The following is an 18070-nucleotide window of genomic DNA, read 5'->3' as shown; positions in this document are numbered from 1 at the left end:
GGCGCTACCTCGGGCGCGCGGATCGGTAGCGCCGGGCCATGCCCGGCGGGCGCTGTCCAGCACCGCTTGGCATGTGCCATCAGTCCTGCCTCCAAAGAGCGCGGAACGCAAAGCCCGCACACACTTCACCGGGTTGGGCAGGAGTACGCTTGGGTCTTTCCTGCCGGGAGGGGTTTCCATGCGTGTGCGTGCCGTTGCTGTAGCCATCGCCCTTTGCCTGTCCAGCACCGTGCTGGCCGCCGATACCCCGCCGATGACCCCGGACATCAGCGGAAAGCCCTTCGTGGCCCCCGATGTCGGCCGCGACTATGACAAGCGCGTGGTGATGGTGCCGATGCGTGATGGCACCCGGCTGTACACCGTCATCGTGGTGCCCAAGGGGGCGCACAACGCACCGATCCTGCTGACCCGCACGCCCTACGATGCCGCCGGCCGCGCCAGCCGCACCGATTCGCCGCGCATGCGTGACATGCTGCCGCAGGGCGATGAAGTGTTCGTCGATGGCGGCTACATCCGCGTGTTCCAGGACATCCGCGGCAAGTACGGTTCCGAAGGCGATTACGTGATGACCCGGCCGCTGCGCGGGCCGCTGAACAACACCAAGGTGGACCATTCCACCGACGCCTGGGACACCATCGACTGGCTGGTCAAGCATGTGCCGGAAACCAACGGCAAGGTCGGCATGCTGGGCTCGTCGTATGAAGGGTTCACCGTGGTGATGGCGTTGACCGACCCGCACCCCGCACTGAAGGTGGCCGCGCCGCAGAGCCCCATGGTCGATGGCTGGATGGGCGATGACTGGCTCAACTACGGTGCGTTCCGCCAGGTCAACTTCAACTATTTCGCCATGCAGACCGAGAAGCGCGGCAAGGGCACGCCGCTGCCCAGCCTCGGCTACGACGACTACAGCACGTTCCTGCGCATCGGCTCGGCCGGTGACTACGCCCGCTTTACCGGCGTGGACAAGCTGACCTGGTGGAAGAAGCTGGTCGAGCACCCGGCCTACGATGCGTTCTGGCAGGGCCAGGCGCTGGATGCAGTGATGGCGAAGACGCCGCTGAAGGTGCCGACCATGTGGCTGCAGGGCCTGTGGGACCAGGAAGACATGTGGGGCGCCAACCACGCCTACCGGGCGATGGAAGGCCGTGACACCGGCAACACGCTCAACTACCTGGTGATGGGACCGTGGCGGCACAGCCAGGTGAACTACACCGGCAACGAGCTGGGGGCGCTGAAGTTCGATGGCGATACCGCGCTGCAGTTCCGCCGCGACGTGCTCAAGCCGTTCTTCGACCAGTACCTGGTGGATGGCGCACCGAAGGCCGACACGCCGCCGGTGCTGGTCTACAACACCGGCGAGAACCACTGGGACCGCCTGCAGGGCTGGCCGCGCAGCTGCGAGAAGGACTGCACTGCGGCCAGCAAGCCGCTGTACCTGCGTGCCGGTGGCAAGCTGGCCTTCCAGGCGCCGGCGGCGGGCGAGGGTGATTTCGAGGAATACGTGTCCGACCCGGCCAAGCCGGTGCCGTTCGTGCCGCGCCCGGTACGCTTCGGCGACCGTGACATGTGGACCACCTGGCTGGTGAAGGACCAGCGCTTCGTCGACGGTCGGCCGGACGTGCTGACCTTCATCACTGAACCGCTGAACGAACCCCTTCGCATTGGTGGCGCGCCGGTGGTGCACCTGCAGGCCTCCACCAGCGGCACCGACAGCGACTGGGTGGTGAAGCTGATCGACGTCTATCCCGACCAGGAGGCATCGACGCCGGAGATGGGTGGCTACGAGCTGCCGGTGTCACTGGCGATCTTCCGTGGTCGCTACCGCGAGAGCTTCAGCGCGCCCAAGGCACTGGCCGCCAACCAGGTGCTGCCGTACCGCTTCGACCTGCCCAATGCCAACCATGTATTCCAGAAGGGGCACCGGGTGATGGTGCAGGTGCAGTCCAGCCTGTTCCCGCTGTACGACCGCAACCCGCAGACCTACGTGCCGAACATCTACCTGGCCAAGCCGGCCGATTACCAGAAGGCCACGCAGCGGGTCTGGCACAGCGCCGCACAGGCCAGTTACATCGATTTGCCGGTGTACTGAAGCGGACGGTGGTAGTGCCGGCCGCTGGCCGGCATGCCATGCAAGAGCGTGTCGACCAACGGTCGACACCCACCAGGTAGCGCCGGGCCGTGCCCGGCGTTGGTAGTGCCGGCCGCTGGCCGGCATGCCATGCAAGAGCGTGTCGACCAACGGTCGACACCCACCAGAGCGGGAATCGCGCGAGAGCTGGTCACCCTACCTTCGAGGGCCCGGTGCGCCAGCGGCTGGGCACCAACCCGAAGCGCTTGCGGAAAGCGGCTGCGAAGTTGCTCGGGTGCCGATAGCCCGTAGCCGCCGCGGCCTGCTCCACGCTCCAGCCGCGCTCGCGCAGGCCTTGTTCGGCGTGGTGCATGCGCTGCTCGTGCAGGTAATCGAACACCGAGCAGCCGTACTGCTGCACGAAATGACGACGCAGCGAACTGGGACTCATGCAGGCGATCTGCGCCAGCTCGACCAGGCTGTGTTCATGGCTGGGATCCTCGCGCAGGAACGCACGCACCCGTTCCAGCCGCGCGCGCTGGCCGGCACGCAGCGCACGGGGTGTGGCGGGATGAAGATCATCGGCCTGCAGGCCCACGGCCAGGACCTGCAGGGCCAGGCCCTCGCGCCACAGCGCATCCAGTCCACCCTGCCAGGGGCTGTCGAACAACTGCGACAGCGCGGGCAGCAGCGTGTGCGGAATGGCCCAGTGCCGGCAGCCGACCCCGGGTCCGTGCAGTGCCTGCTGCAGCGCGGGTTGCTGCAGCAGCTCCACATCGAACTCCGCGGGCAGGCACAGGCTCACGCCGCGCAGTCGCACGCTGCCCGGATGCACGCCGCGCATCTCGACCGGTTCACGGTGATGGCTGGTCATCGCGGTACCCGCGCGCAGGCTGAAGGCCTCACGCTGCGGCACCTGCACATCCACCTGCCCATCCAGCATCATCCGGATCGACAGGCCCGGGCGCTGCTCGGCAGTGGCCGTATAGCCCACGCGGTTGCACACATCCGTGGCAACCAGGCTGAGGCCACCGCGCAGGGTCTGTTCGTGCATTTCGCCACGACCGATCCATTGGTCATCGCGAAGGTCGCGCGGGTCGGCGCGATAGTCATAGCCGTGCCGATCACCGAAGCGACGGTAATCGGCAAACGTGAAATATCGGGACATTGCTAAGCCGCTCAGCTGGGGAGGAAAGTGCTGGCGTCGGCTCGCAACGATATTCTAGCGCGGGCCCGCCGCCGCAGCGACGGGCCGCAACGCTGGCTTACGCGCCCAGTGCAGGGTAATCGGTGTAGCCGTGCTCGCCGCCGCCATACAGCGTGGCGGGGTCGAGATCGGCCAGCGCAGCACCGCTGCGCAGGCGGGCAACCAGATCAGGGTTGGCGATGAACGGACGCCCGAAGGCGACCATGTCGGCGTAGCCGCTGGCCACGGCCTGCTGGGCACGCGCAGCGTCGTAGCCGTTGTTGGCGATCCACGGGCCACGGAAACGCGCGCGCAGGCCCGCGTAGTCGAAGGCCAGGTTGTCACGGTCGCCGCCGGTGGCGCCTTCGATCACATGGATGAAGGCCAGGCCGCCGATCGTGTCCAGGCGCTCCACCGCGCGGTCGAACAGCGGCTGCGGGTCGCTGTCGTGTGCATCGTTGACCGGCGTGACCGGCGAGAGGCGAACACCGGTGCGCGCTGCGCCGATGGTTTCGGCCACGGCGCTCACCACTTCAAACAACAGGCGCGTGCGGTTCTCGATGCTGCCGCCGTAGGCATCGCTGCGGTGGTTGCTGCCATCGCGCAGGAACTGGTCGATCAGATAGCCGTTGGCCGCGTGCACTTCCACACCGTCGAAGCCGGCGGCGATCGCATTGCGGGCAGCGATGCGGTAGTCCTCGATCAGTGCCGGGATTTCTTCAATGGCCAGCGCCCGGGGCGCGGACACATCTTCGAAGCCATTGGCGGTGAAGGTCTTGCCATTGGCGCGGATCGCGCTCGGCGCCACCGGCACTTCGCCTTCGGGCAACAGGCTGGTGTGGGAGATGCGGCCGACGTGCCAGAGCTGCAGCACGATGCGTCCGCCTTCAGCGTGTACCGCGTCGGTCACTGATTTCCATGCAGCAACCTGCGCGTCGCTGTAGATGCCCGGGGTATCCAGGTAGCCCTGGCCGAGTGGGCTGATCTGCGTCGCCTCGGCGATGATCAGGCCAGCGCTGGCGCGCTGCTGGTAGTAGGTGATGGCGAGCGGCGAGGGCACGCGGTCGGGCAGGGCCCGGTTGCGCGTCAGCGGTGCCATGGCGATGCGATTGGCCACGGCGATGTCGCCAAGGCGGGTAGGCGTGAACAGCAGATCGGCGGCAGGACTCATCGAAGGTTCCACAGGGGAGAGGTGTGGGGCTGAGCATAGGCGCGAACGCGTTTCAGCGATGGGAAGGATCGTTGCAGTCCGTGCGTGTCGATGGCGCCCTGGGATGGCATGTCCGTAACACGCGCGGGCGTAACGTCATCACCAGGCGGACGCGCTCCGCACGCCTTACCAACACGTGGAGAACACAGATGATCGATTACCAGCTCAAGGGCAAGACCGCCATCGTGACCGGTGGTGTATCCGGTATCGGCCTGGCGGTGGCCGAACTGCTCGCTGCATCGGGTGCCAGCATTTCGGTGTGGGACCTGAAACAGGACGCGGTGGACGCCACCGTGCAGACCCTCACGGCCAAGGGCGTGCAGGCCATCGGCATCGCCCTGGATGTCACCGATGAAGCGGCGGTGGAAGCCGCCGTGCAGCGCACGGTGAATGAACTCGGTGGCATCGACGTGGCGGTGAACAACGCCGGCATCGGCGGCCCGGCCGCGAGCAGTGGCGATTACCCGGTCGATGGCTGGAAGCGCGTGGTCGACGTGAACCTCACCAGCGTGTTCCTGTGCCAGCGTGCGCAGATCCAGGCGATGCGCGCGGCGGGCAAGGGCGGCAGCATCATCAACATGGCCTCGATCCTGGGCCAGGTGGGCTATGCCGGTTCCACCGCTTACGTGGCCGCCAAGCACGGCGTGGTTGGCCTGACCCAGACCGCTGCATGGGAACATGCTCCCGATGGCATCCGCATCAACGCGGTCGGCCCGGGCTTCATTGCCACGCCGCTGCTGGAGAAGATGGATGCCAAGGTGCGGGCCACGCTGGAAGGCCGCCATGCGCTCAAGCGCCTGGGCACGCCGGAGGAAGTGGCCGCGCTGGTGGCCTGGCTGGCCAGCGATGACGCCTCGTTCGCGACCGGCACCTACTACGCGATCGATGGTGGCTACCTGGCGCAGTGATGCGCTGAGTGCAGACGGCGCCGGGCATCGCCCGGCGCGGGTGGGTGAACCGGCTGTGCTGGCGCCTTCACTGTGATGCCACGGGCCCCGCGCCACGCTCCGGGAAAACGCCCGGAGCCTACCGATGGAACTTACCCAGGACGTATCGATCCTGCTGCGCGTGGCCGCAGCGATGCTGTTCGGCGGCGTGCTGGGCGTCGAACGCGAGATGGGCAAGCACGCTGCGGGCCTGCGTACCCACATGCTGATCGCCGGGGCGGCGGCGCTGATCGTCGGCCTCGGTGATTCGGTGGCCGAGCACTTCCAGCAGGAGCGCTACCGCGACCTGCTGCAGGTGGACCCTGTACGCCTGATCGAGGCGGTCGTGGCCTGCGTCGGCTTCGTTGCGGCCGGCACCATCCTGCGCGGCAACCGCGAGGACCAGGTCAGCGGGCTGACCACCGCCAGTTCACTGGTGATGGCTGCGGCCATCGGCATTGCCGTGGGCATCGGCAAGTACGTGATTGCCATCGGCGTCAGCGTGCTCTGTGTACTGGTGCTGGCGGTGATCCGGCGGGTGGAGAAACGGTTGTGAGTGTTCCCCGGAGAAATGGTATGACCAATAATCCGTCTAGCCCTATGGTCTAATAGGCTCTACGCACGATCGACGGTTCAATCTGCGTCCAGTGGTCCGCTTTTCTTCTTTATTGGTACGACCAATAGGAATGAAGGCCACGACGAACCACCGGATGCGGTGGTGAACCCGTCCCCAGTCGAGAGCCCCCATGCAGCCCTGGCAACACCTGTACGACCCCGCCGGCAACCTGTGGTTGTCGAGCCTGATCGCGCTGCTGCCGATCGCGTTCTTCTTCGTTGCCCTGGCCGTGCTGCGCATGAAGGGGTGGCTGGCTGGCACGCTCACCGTTGCCATCGCACTCGGCGTTGCCCTGCTGTTCTACCGGATGCCGCTGGCGCAGGCGTTGGGCGCGGCGGGCTACGGCTTCGTCTACGGCCTGTGGCCGATTGCATGGATCATCATCGGCGCGGTGTTCCTCTACAAAGTCTCGGTGAAAACCGGCCAGTTCGACATCATCCGCGCCTCGATCCTGTCGGTCACCGAGGACCAGCGCCTGCAGATGCTCATGGTCGGTTTTGCCTTCGGTGCCTTTCTGGAGGGCGCAGCCGGCTTCGGCGCGCCGGTGGCCATCACCGCCGCGCTGCTGGTCGGGCTGGGCTTCAAGCCGCTGTATGCCGCGGGCCTGTGCCTGATCGTCAACACCGCGCCGGTGGCATTCGGCGCGATGGGCATCCCGATCATTGTCGCCGGGCAGGTCACCGGCCTGGACGCGTTCGAGATCGGCCAGATGGCCGGGCGCCAGCTGCCCTTCCTCACCGTCATCGTGCTGTTCTGGATCATGGCCATCATGGATGGCTGGCGTGGCATCCGGGAAACCTGGCCGGCGGTACTGGTGGCCGGTGGTTCGTTCGCCATCGCCCAGTACCTGACGTCCAACTTCATCGGCCCGGAACTGCCTGACATCACCGCGTCACTGGCCTCGCTGGTCTGCCTGACCCTGTTCCTGCGTCGCTGGAAGCCGGTGCGCATCTTCCGTTTCGACACCGCCACCAGTGCCGAGGCCGCCGCGCAGGCCCTGGACGCACCGCGCTACAGCGTCGGCCAGATCGCCAAGGCGTGGTCGCCGTTCCTGATCCTCACCGCGATGGTCACTCTGTGGAGCATCAAGCCCTTCAAGGCGTTGTTCGCAGCAGGCGGCCCGCTGCAGGGCTGGGTGCTGAAAATCCCGGTGCCGGGGCTGGACCAGATGGTGCAGAAGATGCCGCCGATCGTGCCGGCACCCCTGAGCTACGACGCGGTCTACACGTTCGACTGGTTCTCGGCTACCGGCACCTCGATCCTCCTCGCTGCAGTCATCGCCATCCTGGCCCTGCGCATGCCGGCCCGGGCCGCCGTGCAGACCTTCGGCGAAACCGTGCGCGAGCTGCGCGTGCCGATCTACTCCATCGGCATGGTGCTGGCCTTTGCCTTCATCGCCAACTACTCCGGGCTGTCGGCCACGCTGGCGCTGGCACTGGCCCACACCGGCAAGGCCTTCCCGTTCTTCTCGCCGTTCCTGGGGTGGCTGGGCGTGTTCCTCACCGGCTCGGACACCTCGTCCAACGCGCTGTTCTCGGCGCTGCAGGCGACCACCGCGCAGCAGATCGGGGTGTCTGACGTGCTGCTGGTGGCGGCCAACACCACTGGCGGGGTGACCGGCAAGATGATCTCGCCGCAGTCGATTGCCATTGCGTGCGCCGCGGTGGGCCTGGCCGGCAGGGAATCGGACCTGTTCCGCTTCACGGTCAAGCACAGCCTGATCTTCACCACGATGGTCGGCCTGATCACCCTGGCCCAGGCCTATTGGCTGACCTGGATGATCCCCTGAGCCATGTCAGGCAGGCTGACCCACCGCTGCATGCTTCGGGCGACAATGGCGCCATGAGCATGCAACGGGTTTCGGACAAGGTGGCCGCGCAGCTGCGCGTGCTGGTGCAGGAGCAGCAGCTGAAGCCGGGTGACCGGCTGCCGGCCGAGCGCGCGCTGGCGGTGCAGCTTGGGGTTTCGCGTACCGCGCTGCGCGAGGCGATCGCGCAGCTGGCCAGCCAGGGATTGCTGACTGCCCGTGTGGGCGGCGGCACCTACGTGGCCGAGCCGGCCGCGCGGGCCCGGCAGGCGCTGGACGAGCCGCTGGCACCGTACCTGCCGCTGTTCCAGGGCGATCCGGAATACCGCTTCGACGTGCTCGAGATCCGCCACGCGCTGGAAGGTGCCACTGCCTGGCATGCCGCGCTGCGTGCCACCGACGAAGACCGCGCGCGCATCGCGCAGGCCTTCCAGACCATGATGGATGCACACGGCAAGGATGATCCGGCCGGCGAGGCCGAAGCCGATGCGGCGTTCCATCTGTCCATCGCCGAAGCCTCGCACAACCTGGTGCTGCTGCAGGTGATGCGCGGGCTGTTCGAGCTGCTGCAGACCAACATCTCGCAGAGCCGCGAAAAGCTCTACACCTCGGCCCGCACGTTCTCGCCGCTGTCCGACCAGCACCGCGAAATGATGGATGCGGTGCTGGCCGGCGATCCCGAACGCGCGCGCGCCGCCGCGCACGCCCATCTCGCGTTCGTGCACACCACGCTGCGCACCCTCGATGACAACGAGGCCCGGCGTGCACGCGCCTCGCGCCTACCTTCTCCGCATGGCTGATTACTTCCGGTTGACCCCATGATCATTTCCGCCTCCACCGATTACCGTGCCGCAGCGCAACGCCGCCTGCCGCCGTTCCTGTTCCACTACATCGATGGCGGCGCGTATGCCGAGCACACGCTGAAGCGCAATGTTTCCGATCTGTCCGACATCGCGCTGCGCCAGCGCATCCTGCGCAACATGTCCGACCTGAGCCTGGAAACCGAATTGTTCGGCGAGACGCTGGCGATGCCGGTGGCGCTGGCCCCGGTCGGCCTGACCGGCATGTACGCACGGCGCGGCGAGGTGCAGGCCGCGCGTGCGGCCGACAGTCGCGGCATTCCCTTCACCCTGTCCACTGTCTCGGTCTGCCCGATCGAAGAAGTGGCGCCGGCCATCCAGCGGCCGATGTGGTTCCAGCTGTACGTGCTGCGCGACCGCGGCTTCATGCGCAATGCGCTGGAGCGCGCACAGGCGGCGGGCGTGACCACCCTGGTGTTCACCGTGGACATGCCGGTGCCGGGCGCGCGCTATCGTGACGCGCATTCGGGCATGAGCGGTCCCAATGCCTCGCTGCGCCGCTTCGGCCAGGCCATCACCCATCCGCAGTGGGCCTGGGATGTTGGCCTGTTCGGTCGCCCGCACGACCTCGGCAACATCTCCGCCTACCGCGGCAATCCGACCGGGCTGGCCGACTACATCGGCTGGCTGGGCAGCAACTTCGACCCGTCCATTTCCTGGAAGGACCTGGAGTGGATCCGCGAGTTCTGGAAGGGCCCGATGGTGATCAAGGGCATCCTCGATCCGGACGACGCCCGCGATGCGGTGAAGTTCGGAGCCGATGGCATCGTGGTGTCCAACCATGGTGGCCGCCAGCTGGACGGCGTGCTGTCCACTGCACGCGCACTGCCGACCATTGCCGACGCCGTGCAGGGCGATCTGAAGATCCTGGCTGATTCGGGCATCCGCAACGGCCTGGACGTGGTGCGCATGCTGGCGCTGGGCGCCGACACCGTGCTGCTGGGCCGTGCCTTCGTCTATGCGCTCGCCGCACAGGGTGAGGCCGGCGTGGCCAACCTGCTGGACCTGATCGCCAAGGAAATGCGCGTGGCGATGACTCTGACCGGCGCGCGTCGCATCGCCGATATCGGCCGTGACTCTCTGGTGAGCCTGCCATGAGTGGCCACGACGCCGTGCTGGCACAGTTGCGCGATGCGGTCGGCAGTGGCCATGTACTGACCGGCGACAAGGCCACGCGGCGCTTTCGCCGCGGCTACCGCTTCGGTGATGGCCCGGTGCTGGCGGTGGTGCGCCCGGGCACGCTGCTGGAACTGTGGCGCGTGCTGCAGGTGGCAGTGCAGGGTGGGGCAGCGATCATCCTGCAGGCGGCCAACACCGGCCTGACCGGCGGTTCGACCCCGGACGGCGACGACTACGGCCGGCCGATCGTGCTGGTCAGCACCCTGCGTCTGACCGGCATCCAGCTGTTGAACGAAGGCCGCCAGGTGCTGTGCCTGCCAGGCGAAACACTGGACCGCCTTGAGCAGACGCTCGCACCGCTGGGGCGCGAACCGCATTCGGTGATCGGCTCGTCCTGCATCGGCGCTTCGGTGCTGGGCGGCGTCTGCAACAATTCCGGCGGCGCGCTGGTGCGCCGTGGCCCGGCGTACACCGAGCTGGCACTGTACGCGCAGGTCGATGCGCAGGGCACACTGCGACTGGTCAACCACCTGGGCATCGCCCTGGGCGATACCCCGGAGCAGATCCTGCAGCGCCTGCAGGACGGGCAGTACAGCGCGTCCGACGTCGGCGACGGCGACGGTCGCGCCGCGTCCGATCCACGCTATGCCGAGGAGGTGCGGCTGATCGACGCCGATACGCCCGCCCGGTTCAACGCCGATCCCAGCCGCCATTACGAAGCGGCCGGTTCGGCGGGAAAGCTGGCCGTATTCGCCGTGCGCCTGGATACGTTCGAAAAGGAAGCCGCCGAGGTCTTCTACATCGGCAGCAACCGCACCGCCACGCTCACCGCCATCCGCCGCCAGCTGCTGACCGGTTTCGAGCGACTGCCGATTGCAGGTGAGTACATCCATCGCGACGCCTATGACATCGGCGAGCGTTATGGAAAGGACACGTTCCTGTTGATTGATCGCCTGGGCACCGCGCGCGTGCCGGCCGCATTCGCGCTCAAGAGCCGCGTCGATGGCTGGTTCGAGCGACTGGGCCTGCGCGGGGTGACCGACCGGGTGATGCAGGCACTGACCGGCCTGTTGCCCTCGCATCTGCCGGCGCGCATGGGCGAGTTCCGCCAGCGCTATGAACATCACCTGCTGCTGAAGGTATCGGCACAGGATGCCGCAGAGACCGAGCGCTGGCTGCGCGGGTGTTTCGCCAACCACGAGGGTGGTTTCTTCCGCTGCACGGCCGAAGAAGGGCGCAAGGCGTTCCTGCATCGTTTCGCGGTCGCCGGTGCAGCGGTGCGCTACCGCGAAGTCCACCGTGCGCAGGTACAGGACATCGTGGCGCTGGACATCGCGCTGCGCCGCGACGACGCGGACTGGTTCGAATCCCTGCCGGCCGACATCGACGGGCGCCTGCTGCACAAGCTGTACTACGGCCACTTCCTCTGCCATGTGTTCCATCAGGATTACATCGCGCGCAAGGGCGAAGACCCGATGGCGATCGAGCATGCGATGTGGGCGCTGCTGGACCAGCGCGGTGCCGAGTATCCGGCCGAACACAACGTCGGCCACCTGTATCCGGCCAAGCCGGCACTGGCCGGCTTCTACCGTCAGCTCGACCCGAGCAACACGTTCAATCCGGGTATTGGCCACACCTCCAAGGCGAAGGGGTGGGGGAGCTGCGACTGCAACGGGCATTGAACATCTCCTGCGTTACCATCGCTGCATTCGCAAGGATGCGCTGCTGCGCAGAGGATGCCTGATGAGCCATGTCCCCGTTTCCCGAGCGCTGTCTGCCGCGCTGCTGATGATGCCGCTGATTGCTGCGGCGGCCGCGCCCAGCGCAACCGGCAGCCGCCTGGAAGCGCTGTCACCCGTGCCCGCTGCTGCAGACACTGCGGCGGACGGCGCCCGCTACTGCACCGAGGACCGCGCCTGGTGCGCGCAGGCACTGCAGGCCGATGAGACGCCGTTTGCCACGCTGATGGTGGAAGAAACGAGGAGCGGCGCACGCGAACCGCTGAACCGTGCGGTGACCGTGGCCGTGCCTGAAGGCGCACGCCTTGCGGTGTGGCCGAACATCATCCGCCTGCCTGCCCAGCGCGTGGAAGGCAATGAGGTGCAGGATGTGCTGGTCGCCGCGGTCGTGCAGCAGGAGGGAAAGCCTGCCTGGCTGCACGTGGGCCAGGTTCGTCACCTGGCCGATGATGTGCAGACCGACAGTGATCTGCTGGTGGTGCCGTGGCAGGCGGGGGCCAGCCTTGAGGTCCAGCCCTCCACCGATGCCCTGCCGCAGTTGAAGTACCGCAGCGGCGAGCGTGCCGCGTGTGCCGCCGACCGGGTGTTCCGCAGCGTCGGCGGCAGCTACGTGCCCGACAGGCCGCTGCCGGCCTGTGCCAAGGTGGCCGGCCTGCCGCAGGCCCGCTAGGGCGCGGTTACTCGCAGCGTGCGGCAGTGATGATGTTGTTCTTGTCCATGTAGACCCGCAGGCGGTCCTGGCGGATGTCCTTGGTGGTGATGGTGGTCGGGCCGATCGGATTGACCAGGCCCGCGCCGCTCTCACGCGACAGCCGGCGCATGTTTTCTTCATTGCCCGGCTGGCCTACGGCCCACCCCAGCTGGCTGGCGTCGCAGAGGCCCGAGCCCTTCACCTGCGGGCCGGGCGTGCTGACACAGGCCGACAGCAGCAGCGGCGTGGCAAGGGCGGCAAGGGCGAGGCGGGCGGAACCGAAACGGGTCATGAGCGGCGCTCCTGCGAGATGGTGGCGCCACCATACTACCCTGCCTGTGGCGACGGCATGCGTTGGATCAAAGCAGGGGGCTCGTCTGCGCCGCATCTGTCGCTATTCACTGCAGACCTGGATCAGGTCAATGCCTGCTGGACCGCGATACCGCATCGTCACCCCGTCGAACTGCAGCTGGATGTTCTCGGTACGGACGGTGCCGTTCTGACCGGCTGGGCAGTCCCGTGTCGCGTCCAGTGCTGGCCAGGCAGCATGCGGCGCGACAGGAGCTGTCAATGTCGTGAAGCTGCCCTCCAATAGACGGATATAGGTTCCATCCGCACACTGGGCAAGGATCAGTCTATCGGTAACATCGAGATCGCCGTAGCTGCTTCCGAAGTAGGTGAGGATCGCGTCTTTGCGCCCGTCGTTGTTGAGATCGGGCGTGTCGTTCAAGAAGGTCTTTCCTTCCTGGGCGCTGTATGGGCAGCCCTCGTCATTTCCCGGTGGGCACGCGCTGACGCGCTTTCCATCCACCGGTAACAGTTCGATCCTGTCATCGATGGCGGTCGAACACGCGCGTTGCAGCGAGGTGTGCAGCGGAGTGCGCGCGATGGAGACGTCCGCAGCAGCGGAGAACGCCAGCAGCAGGAGGGCCTGATACAGGCTCTGGCATCGTGACGACGTCACAGTGAACTTCCGCGCTTGATCGCCTCCCACACCTTGTCTACGTGCGCGCGCAGCACTGGCGCAGCCGAAGCCAGTGCAGGGTCGTCCTGACGGTCGCCGCCGAAGGGTTCATCGCCTTCGACCTCCACCAGCGATTCACCACGCACTTCGTAATACTGCTCCCCCTGGCGAAGGCCGATGCGCAGCTGCTGCGGGTCCACCCCGCCGCCACAGAAGCTGTGGCTCGCCAGGGTCAGCTCGGCGCGGCCATCGTTGTCGAGGTCGGTCGCCGTCACCTGGTCGAGGAAATAGCCCGCGTCCAGGTCCAGGCCTTCGCATTGGATAGGGTCGTCGACGCTCCACCGCGACGTCCAAGGCGTCGCCTGGTCCGCACGCCGGTATAGCTCCGCACGCAGGGTGACCTGCTCCACCGGATCCTCGTCGCCTTCGGCCGGCAGGGTCTTTTCGCTGCGCGACAGCAGCAGTACACCGGCACCGTCGGCGTCCTGGAACACCACCTGTTTCAGCAGCGTGCCGGAGTAGAGATCAGTCAGCTGCGCGTCGCCCAGCGGCGGCAGCATCTCCAGCTTGGCTGTGGGGGCCGCATCAGCCTCACCGGACAGCGTAGCTGCATCTGCCGCAGCGGTACCTGCTGGCTCGGCATCGGGCGAGTTGGGTGCACCGCATCCCGCAAGCCCGAGCCCGATGGTGGCAATCAGGGCCCATCGCAGCGGTTCAGCGCGTGTTGTCGCCAGCCTTCTTGGCCACAACAATGCCCAGTGCCGCGTTGAGATCGGTGGCTGCCAGTTCATCGAGTTTGGATTCCTTGAGTTCCTTCTGCGCGAAAGGCAGATAGCTTTTTGGCACGTAGTAGCGCAGCGTGGCTGGATTGAAGCGGACGAAGTTGATCTGATCGCTCTGGTTTCCGCCCAGCAGTACTGGGCGGCCGCGCTCCATCGCGTAGACGAAGCCCACATGCGATGTTCCGACCAGTGCCACTGCGCCGAACACCGGCCCATCGATCTGGCTGAAGCGGGTGGTGTCGGCAGCGAACGAACGTGCCCGGTAGGGGTGGGGCGAGGAAGTGGCAAAGCCAGCGCTGCGCAGGCACCAGTTCACGAACGAGGCGCACCACGCGTTCGAGCTGCCAGCAAGCGTAGTGAACTGCTTGCCGTAGCCAAGTTCCGAATGGAAATTGATCGTGCGGCTGATCTCGGCTTCCTTCTTGCCTGCCCATTTGCGTGCCTGTGCATAGGCATGCTCGACCCAGGGGGCGCGCTTCTGGGAGAAGGGAATGATCGAGATCGGATGGCCTTCGCCCTCGCGACTGCGAGTGTCACGCGCCTGCACTGCCGCAGGTTGCCTGGTCGAAGTCCCCGCCGATGTGCTCGTCGGCTGCTTCACAAGGGAAGGGCGATCGCTCTTGCTCGCAGCCGTTGAACCGGTATTGCGTGTTGACGCAGTCTGCGACGCGGATGACGCTGCTTTTGCGCCTGCCGGCAGGGTGATTTTCTGTCCCGGACTGATCCGGTTTGCATTGCTGATCGACGGGTTTGCGGCCATCAGCGCATCGACACTGGTGCCATGACGGTCGGCGATGCTGCCCAACGTGTCGCCGGAGCGCACGCTGTATGCAGCCGAAGCGCGTGCTGCGGGCGGTGCAGGTCCACCGTCATTGGCGGCGCTGGCTGGTGCCTTGCCGTAGATCCACACCACATGCCCCGGATAGATGCGGTTACGGTTGCGGATCTGGTTGTTTGCCACCAGTTCGTCCACTGAGGTCTTGAAACGGCTGGCAATGGTTGCCAGGGTGTCGCCGGGTTGCACGACGTAGCGCAGTGACGTTCGCTTGTCCTTGCTGGGCTGCACAGGATTGTGCGGCTGGGAGTTTCCACCGACCGTCATCATGTTGCGCGCAAACACAAGGGATGCGGAGGCCTGCTGCAGCGCGAACTGCCCGATGCGCGTCCCGATCTTGCCGGATTCGTCCAGGAACAGCTCGATCATCTCGCCCGGCTGGCGGGTGATGAAGGCGGGCAGAGCACCGTGTTCGTTGGTCTTGACCTTTTTCTCACCGGCGGTGCTGCTGCGCACGATCACCGGCGTCGACGGCAGGGGGCGGGTACCATCGGACAGCGTGACCTGGGTCGCATGCACGATGCGCTCCTTGCGGGTCTCGGGCTTGGCGTTGAAGCCTTCGTACTGCTCCATCGCGCCGATCATGCCGTTGAACTGCTCGTCGGTCATGTCCTTGATGACCGTCTGGTCGGTGGCGCCGGACCGCTTGCGCACATAGGCCAGATAAGCGGCCGTATCGTTCTCCGATTCGGGCGCGTAGGTGTGCATGGCGTTGTACAACGTCATATCGTTGTACTTGCGGCGCAGCAACGCGCGCTTTTCGGCCCGCCCATCCTCCGCTGTGGGAAACACAGCGAATTTGCCGCTCTTGGTATCGGCCTGCCCGATCATCTTCAGATACTTGCCGCCCGGGCGCAGATTGCCAGGGTTGTTGAGCAGCCATGCCAGCGAGCCGCCACTGCGGATGAGCTTGTCACCGTTGTCGGCGGTGAATTCCACAGTGCGCGTTTCCTTGTTGAAAACAGCGCTGATATAGGTAGGCATTCCGTGTCTTCCTATCGGGACGGGAGCTTGGCCAGGGCCTGCGTCACATCGATGCCCTTTGCCAGCCGTCGGGTGGAGTCGAGCACCAGCACCCAGCGCTCTTCATCGGGTTGCTGCTTCAGCAGATAGCGTTTGAGCTCGACCGTTGCATCGTCGTCATACGGGGTGTCCTTGAACGTCAGTTCGGCGATGTACACGGACACCTTGCCCGCCTCGACTACTACACGGGCATCGCGCAAGGGAAAGTCAGCCGTCGCGGTCGCCTTTACCAGGAACTCCGCGGGCGGTGCCTCGCTGCGTGCCAGCAGTGGAAGCTGGTTCCACACTGAATCAGTGCCCGTCGGGCGGTACTGAAAGCTGTAGACGTGGAAGCTGTTCGCGTTGAAGTGGCTGACGTAGCCAGCGTTCACGCGCACCGTGCCTTGGCCGGCCTTGATGTCGGTGCTGCCGGGCGAGTACTGCTGTGCCTGGGCAAGCGAAGCCAGGCAGATGCCGAGCGGGAGCAGGAGCAGAAATGATCGGATGTTCATGTCGAGGATGGCGATTCGTTGAGAAGTTCCAGGATCTGTTCCGGTGTCAGCGTTCCGATTGCTTCGCTGCCGTCGAGATCGCCCAGGAAGGGATCATCGCCATCGGAATCGGGGGTATCACCGTCGTTCTCGGGCGCGTTGCCTGCCGTCGAAGTCAACATCTCCCAGCGGTCGTCGCCCACTTCCAGGGTGAGCGGGCGGCCCAAGCCGTCGGCCATCACCCGCGGCAACCTGCCGTCTTCACCGATGGTACCGCTGGCGACCTGTTCGCCTTCGTCGTTGAAGATACGGTACGCCTTGTCCTTCCATCCCATCTCCGTAGCCAGCGAGTCCGCACCTTCCAACGCGAAGCGCAGGCTGTCCTTGAATGAAAACAGGCCACTCGGGAGGACCGGTATCGCGGGGGCGTCACTGCCGCCCCCCATGAACGGATGCTCACCCGCCTTCACCTTGAACTCGCCCGGGCAGCTGAACGTGATGTTCCCGCCTTCCAGCGTGATCGCGCTGCTGCCGGCCTGCAGCACTACCTTGGTCTGCGCCAGCACGTCGATGCGGTCGTCGGTGGCGGTGATGGTCAATGCCTGGTCGCTCAGCAGCTCCAGCTCGCCGTCGTTGGCCTGCAGGCTGACCGGCCCCTGCGCGGCAATCACCCGCAGTGGGCCACTCTGCGCGAACAGCGAAACATGCTCGCCGGAAACGGTGGCGATGGTCTCGCCGGCGCTGACGTGCAGGTCCTGCTGTACGGTCATCTGCAGGTTCTGCCCGGCATAGGCCACGGCGCTGGCCGGGGTGGTCCAGGCCACATGGTGCGGGGCTTCGGCCAGCAGCAGCGGTTTGCCCAGCCGTTCCACCGGCTGCTCGCCGGGGCTGCGGCCATCGCTGCCGGGCTTCATCGCGTTCTGCCCGTTCACGTCGCCGCTGTAGCGGCCCTGCGCCTGCGGATCGATCTGCTCGCGCAGCTGCTTGGTCCGCTCGTACTCGGCCAGGCCGGGCACCTGCTGCTGGCCCAGCGTCTGCTGCATCTGTTCCAGGCTGCGCTCGGCCCCCTTCAGCTGCGACACCACGCTGGCGTTGTCCATCACCGTGGAGCCGGCGCGCTGCTGCAGGCTGGCCGACAGCAGCAGGCCTTCGCCGGCGTGCACGTTGCCCCAGCCCTGGGTGGCCAGCTCGAAGCCTTCGCCGCGCAGGGCGCCGCGGGCGGTGTCCTGGTGGGCGATGAGGTAGCCCAGCTCCAGCCGGCTGTCGGCCAGCGAGCTGTGCAGGCGCGTGCGCAACTGGCCGGGCGTGTCGTCGATCACCCACTGCTGGGTGCCGCTGCCGTCATGGGCCTGGGTGTGCAGGCCGCTGAGCACGCCGGGATGGCGGGCGTTCTCGTCGATGCCGCCGCCGAAGGGCGGGGCGACTTCGCCGTTGTACAGCTGGCCGGTGATGCGCGGCTGGTCGATGTCCCCGTGCAGGAATTCCACCAGCACCTCGGCGCCCACGCGCGGCAGGAAGGCGGTGCCCCAGTTGGGGCCGGCCACCCATTCGGCCACCGACACCCAGCTGCCGCTGGTGTGGTCGCCGGGGGCATGGCCGGGCTGCGCGCTGCCGGTGTCGTTCAGGCCGCCCGGGTTGGGCTTGCTGCCGCGCTGCCAGCCGAACTGGATGCGCACCTGGTGTTCGCGGTTGGGGCTGAGCGCGGCATCGGCCACGCCCACCACGCGCGCGGTCTGCGGGCCGTGCAGGGTGGGGCGGTCCAGCGGCAGGGCGC

16 protein-coding genes are annotated in these 18070 nt (G+C 66.5%); 8 read left to right on the top strand and 8 right to left on the bottom strand.

Features of this window, described 5'->3' with window-relative positions; translation table 11 throughout:
* Window positions 1–178: 178 nt before the first annotated feature.
* Window positions 179–2089, top strand: coding sequence for a CocE/NonD family hydrolase (locus C1927_RS12635; protein WP_079222242.1), 1911 nt, complete (start codon window positions 179–181; stop codon window positions 2087–2089).
* A 190-nt stretch (window positions 2090–2279) separates the two neighbouring features.
* Here the strand turns inward: C1927_RS12635 and C1927_RS12630 are convergent, their stop codons facing one another.
* Both C1927_RS12630 and C1927_RS12625 read right to left on the bottom strand, forming a co-directional pair.
* Window positions 2280–3236 (bottom strand): AraC family transcriptional regulator, encoded by a 957-nt coding sequence (locus C1927_RS12630; RefSeq protein WP_108746879.1) that lies wholly within the window; start codon window positions 3234–3236, stop codon window positions 2280–2282.
* 97 nt (window positions 3237–3333) lie between these two features.
* Entirely contained in the window at window positions 3334–4425 is a 1092-nt protein-coding gene (locus C1927_RS12625) for an alkene reductase (RefSeq protein ID WP_108746878.1), read from the bottom strand.
* A 188-nt stretch (window positions 4426–4613) separates the two neighbouring features.
* On the opposite strand from C1927_RS12625, the gene C1927_RS12620 reads away from it, so the two are divergent.
* From C1927_RS12620 to C1927_RS12590, 7 genes are all read left to right on the top strand, one after another.
* Entirely contained in the window at window positions 4614–5372 is a 759-nt protein-coding gene (locus tag C1927_RS12620) for an SDR family NAD(P)-dependent oxidoreductase (protein WP_108746877.1), read from the top strand.
* Window positions 5373–5496: 124 nt separating this feature from the next.
* Window positions 5497–5946, top strand: a complete 450-nt coding sequence (locus C1927_RS12615) for an MgtC/SapB family protein (protein ID WP_079222238.1) — start codon at window positions 5497–5499, stop codon at window positions 5944–5946.
* Window positions 5947–6136: 190 nt separating this feature from the next.
* A complete protein-coding gene (gene lldP, locus C1927_RS12610; protein ID WP_108746876.1) occupies window positions 6137–7795 on the top strand; it encodes an L-lactate permease in 1659 nt (552 codons plus the stop codon).
* A 53-nt stretch (window positions 7796–7848) separates the two neighbouring features.
* Window positions 7849–8613 (top strand): transcriptional regulator LldR, encoded by a 765-nt coding sequence (gene lldR / locus C1927_RS12605; RefSeq protein ID WP_079225270.1) that lies wholly within the window; start codon window positions 7849–7851, stop codon window positions 8611–8613.
* 18 nt (window positions 8614–8631) lie between these two features.
* Window positions 8632–9771, top strand: coding sequence for an FMN-dependent L-lactate dehydrogenase LldD (gene lldD, locus C1927_RS12600; protein WP_079222236.1), 1140 nt, complete (start codon window positions 8632–8634; stop codon window positions 9769–9771).
* Complete coding sequence (dld, locus tag C1927_RS12595) at window positions 9768–11474, top strand: D-lactate dehydrogenase (protein ID WP_108746875.1); 1707 nt, start codon at window positions 9768–9770, stop codon at window positions 11472–11474. Before lldD ends, dld begins: the two co-directional genes overlap by 4 nt.
* 61 nt (window positions 11475–11535) lie before the next feature.
* Window positions 11536–12201, top strand: coding sequence for a hypothetical protein (locus tag C1927_RS12590; protein WP_108746874.1), 666 nt, complete (start codon window positions 11536–11538; stop codon window positions 12199–12201).
* A gap of 7 nt (window positions 12202–12208) precedes the next feature.
* Here the strand turns inward: C1927_RS12590 and C1927_RS12585 are convergent, their stop codons facing one another.
* The 6 genes from C1927_RS12585 to C1927_RS12560 all read right to left on the bottom strand — a co-directional run bounded on the left by C1927_RS12585 (window position 12209) and on the right by C1927_RS12560 (window position 18044).
* A complete protein-coding gene (locus C1927_RS12585; protein WP_108746873.1) occupies window positions 12209–12514 on the bottom strand; it encodes an I78 family peptidase inhibitor in 306 nt (101 codons plus the stop codon).
* 102 nt (window positions 12515–12616) lie between these two features.
* On the bottom strand, window positions 12617–13186 hold the full coding sequence (locus C1927_RS12580) for a hypothetical protein (protein ID WP_079222232.1): 570 nt from the start codon (window positions 13184–13186) through the stop codon (window positions 12617–12619).
* Entirely contained in the window at window positions 13183–13746 is a 564-nt protein-coding gene (locus C1927_RS12575) for a hypothetical protein (RefSeq protein ID WP_079222231.1), read from the bottom strand. Before C1927_RS12575 ends, C1927_RS12580 begins: the two co-directional genes overlap by 4 nt.
* Window positions 13747–13900: 154 nt before the next feature.
* Window positions 13901–15787, bottom strand: a complete 1887-nt coding sequence (locus C1927_RS12570; protein ID WP_079222230.1) for a TIGR02594 family protein — start codon at window positions 15785–15787, stop codon at window positions 13901–13903.
* Window positions 15788–15798: 11 nt separating this feature from the next.
* Window positions 15799–16317 (bottom strand): hypothetical protein, encoded by a 519-nt coding sequence (locus tag C1927_RS12565; RefSeq protein ID WP_079222229.1) that lies wholly within the window; start codon window positions 16315–16317, stop codon window positions 15799–15801.
* Window positions 16314–18044: a DUF2345 domain-containing protein gene (locus C1927_RS12560; protein WP_343125735.1), complete on the bottom strand. Its 1731-nt coding sequence runs from the start codon at window positions 18042–18044 to the stop codon at window positions 16314–16316. Before C1927_RS12560 ends, C1927_RS12565 begins: the two co-directional genes overlap by 4 nt.
* Window positions 18045–18070: the final 26 nt, after the last annotated feature.

The sequence above is a fragment of the Stenotrophomonas sp. ZAC14D1_NAIMI4_1 genome (assembly GCF_003086775.1).
GTDB lineage: Bacteria > Pseudomonadota > Gammaproteobacteria > Xanthomonadales > Xanthomonadaceae > Stenotrophomonas.
The sequence above is the reverse complement of the archived record's forward strand: the minus strand, read 5'-3'. Positions and strand labels throughout refer to the sequence as shown.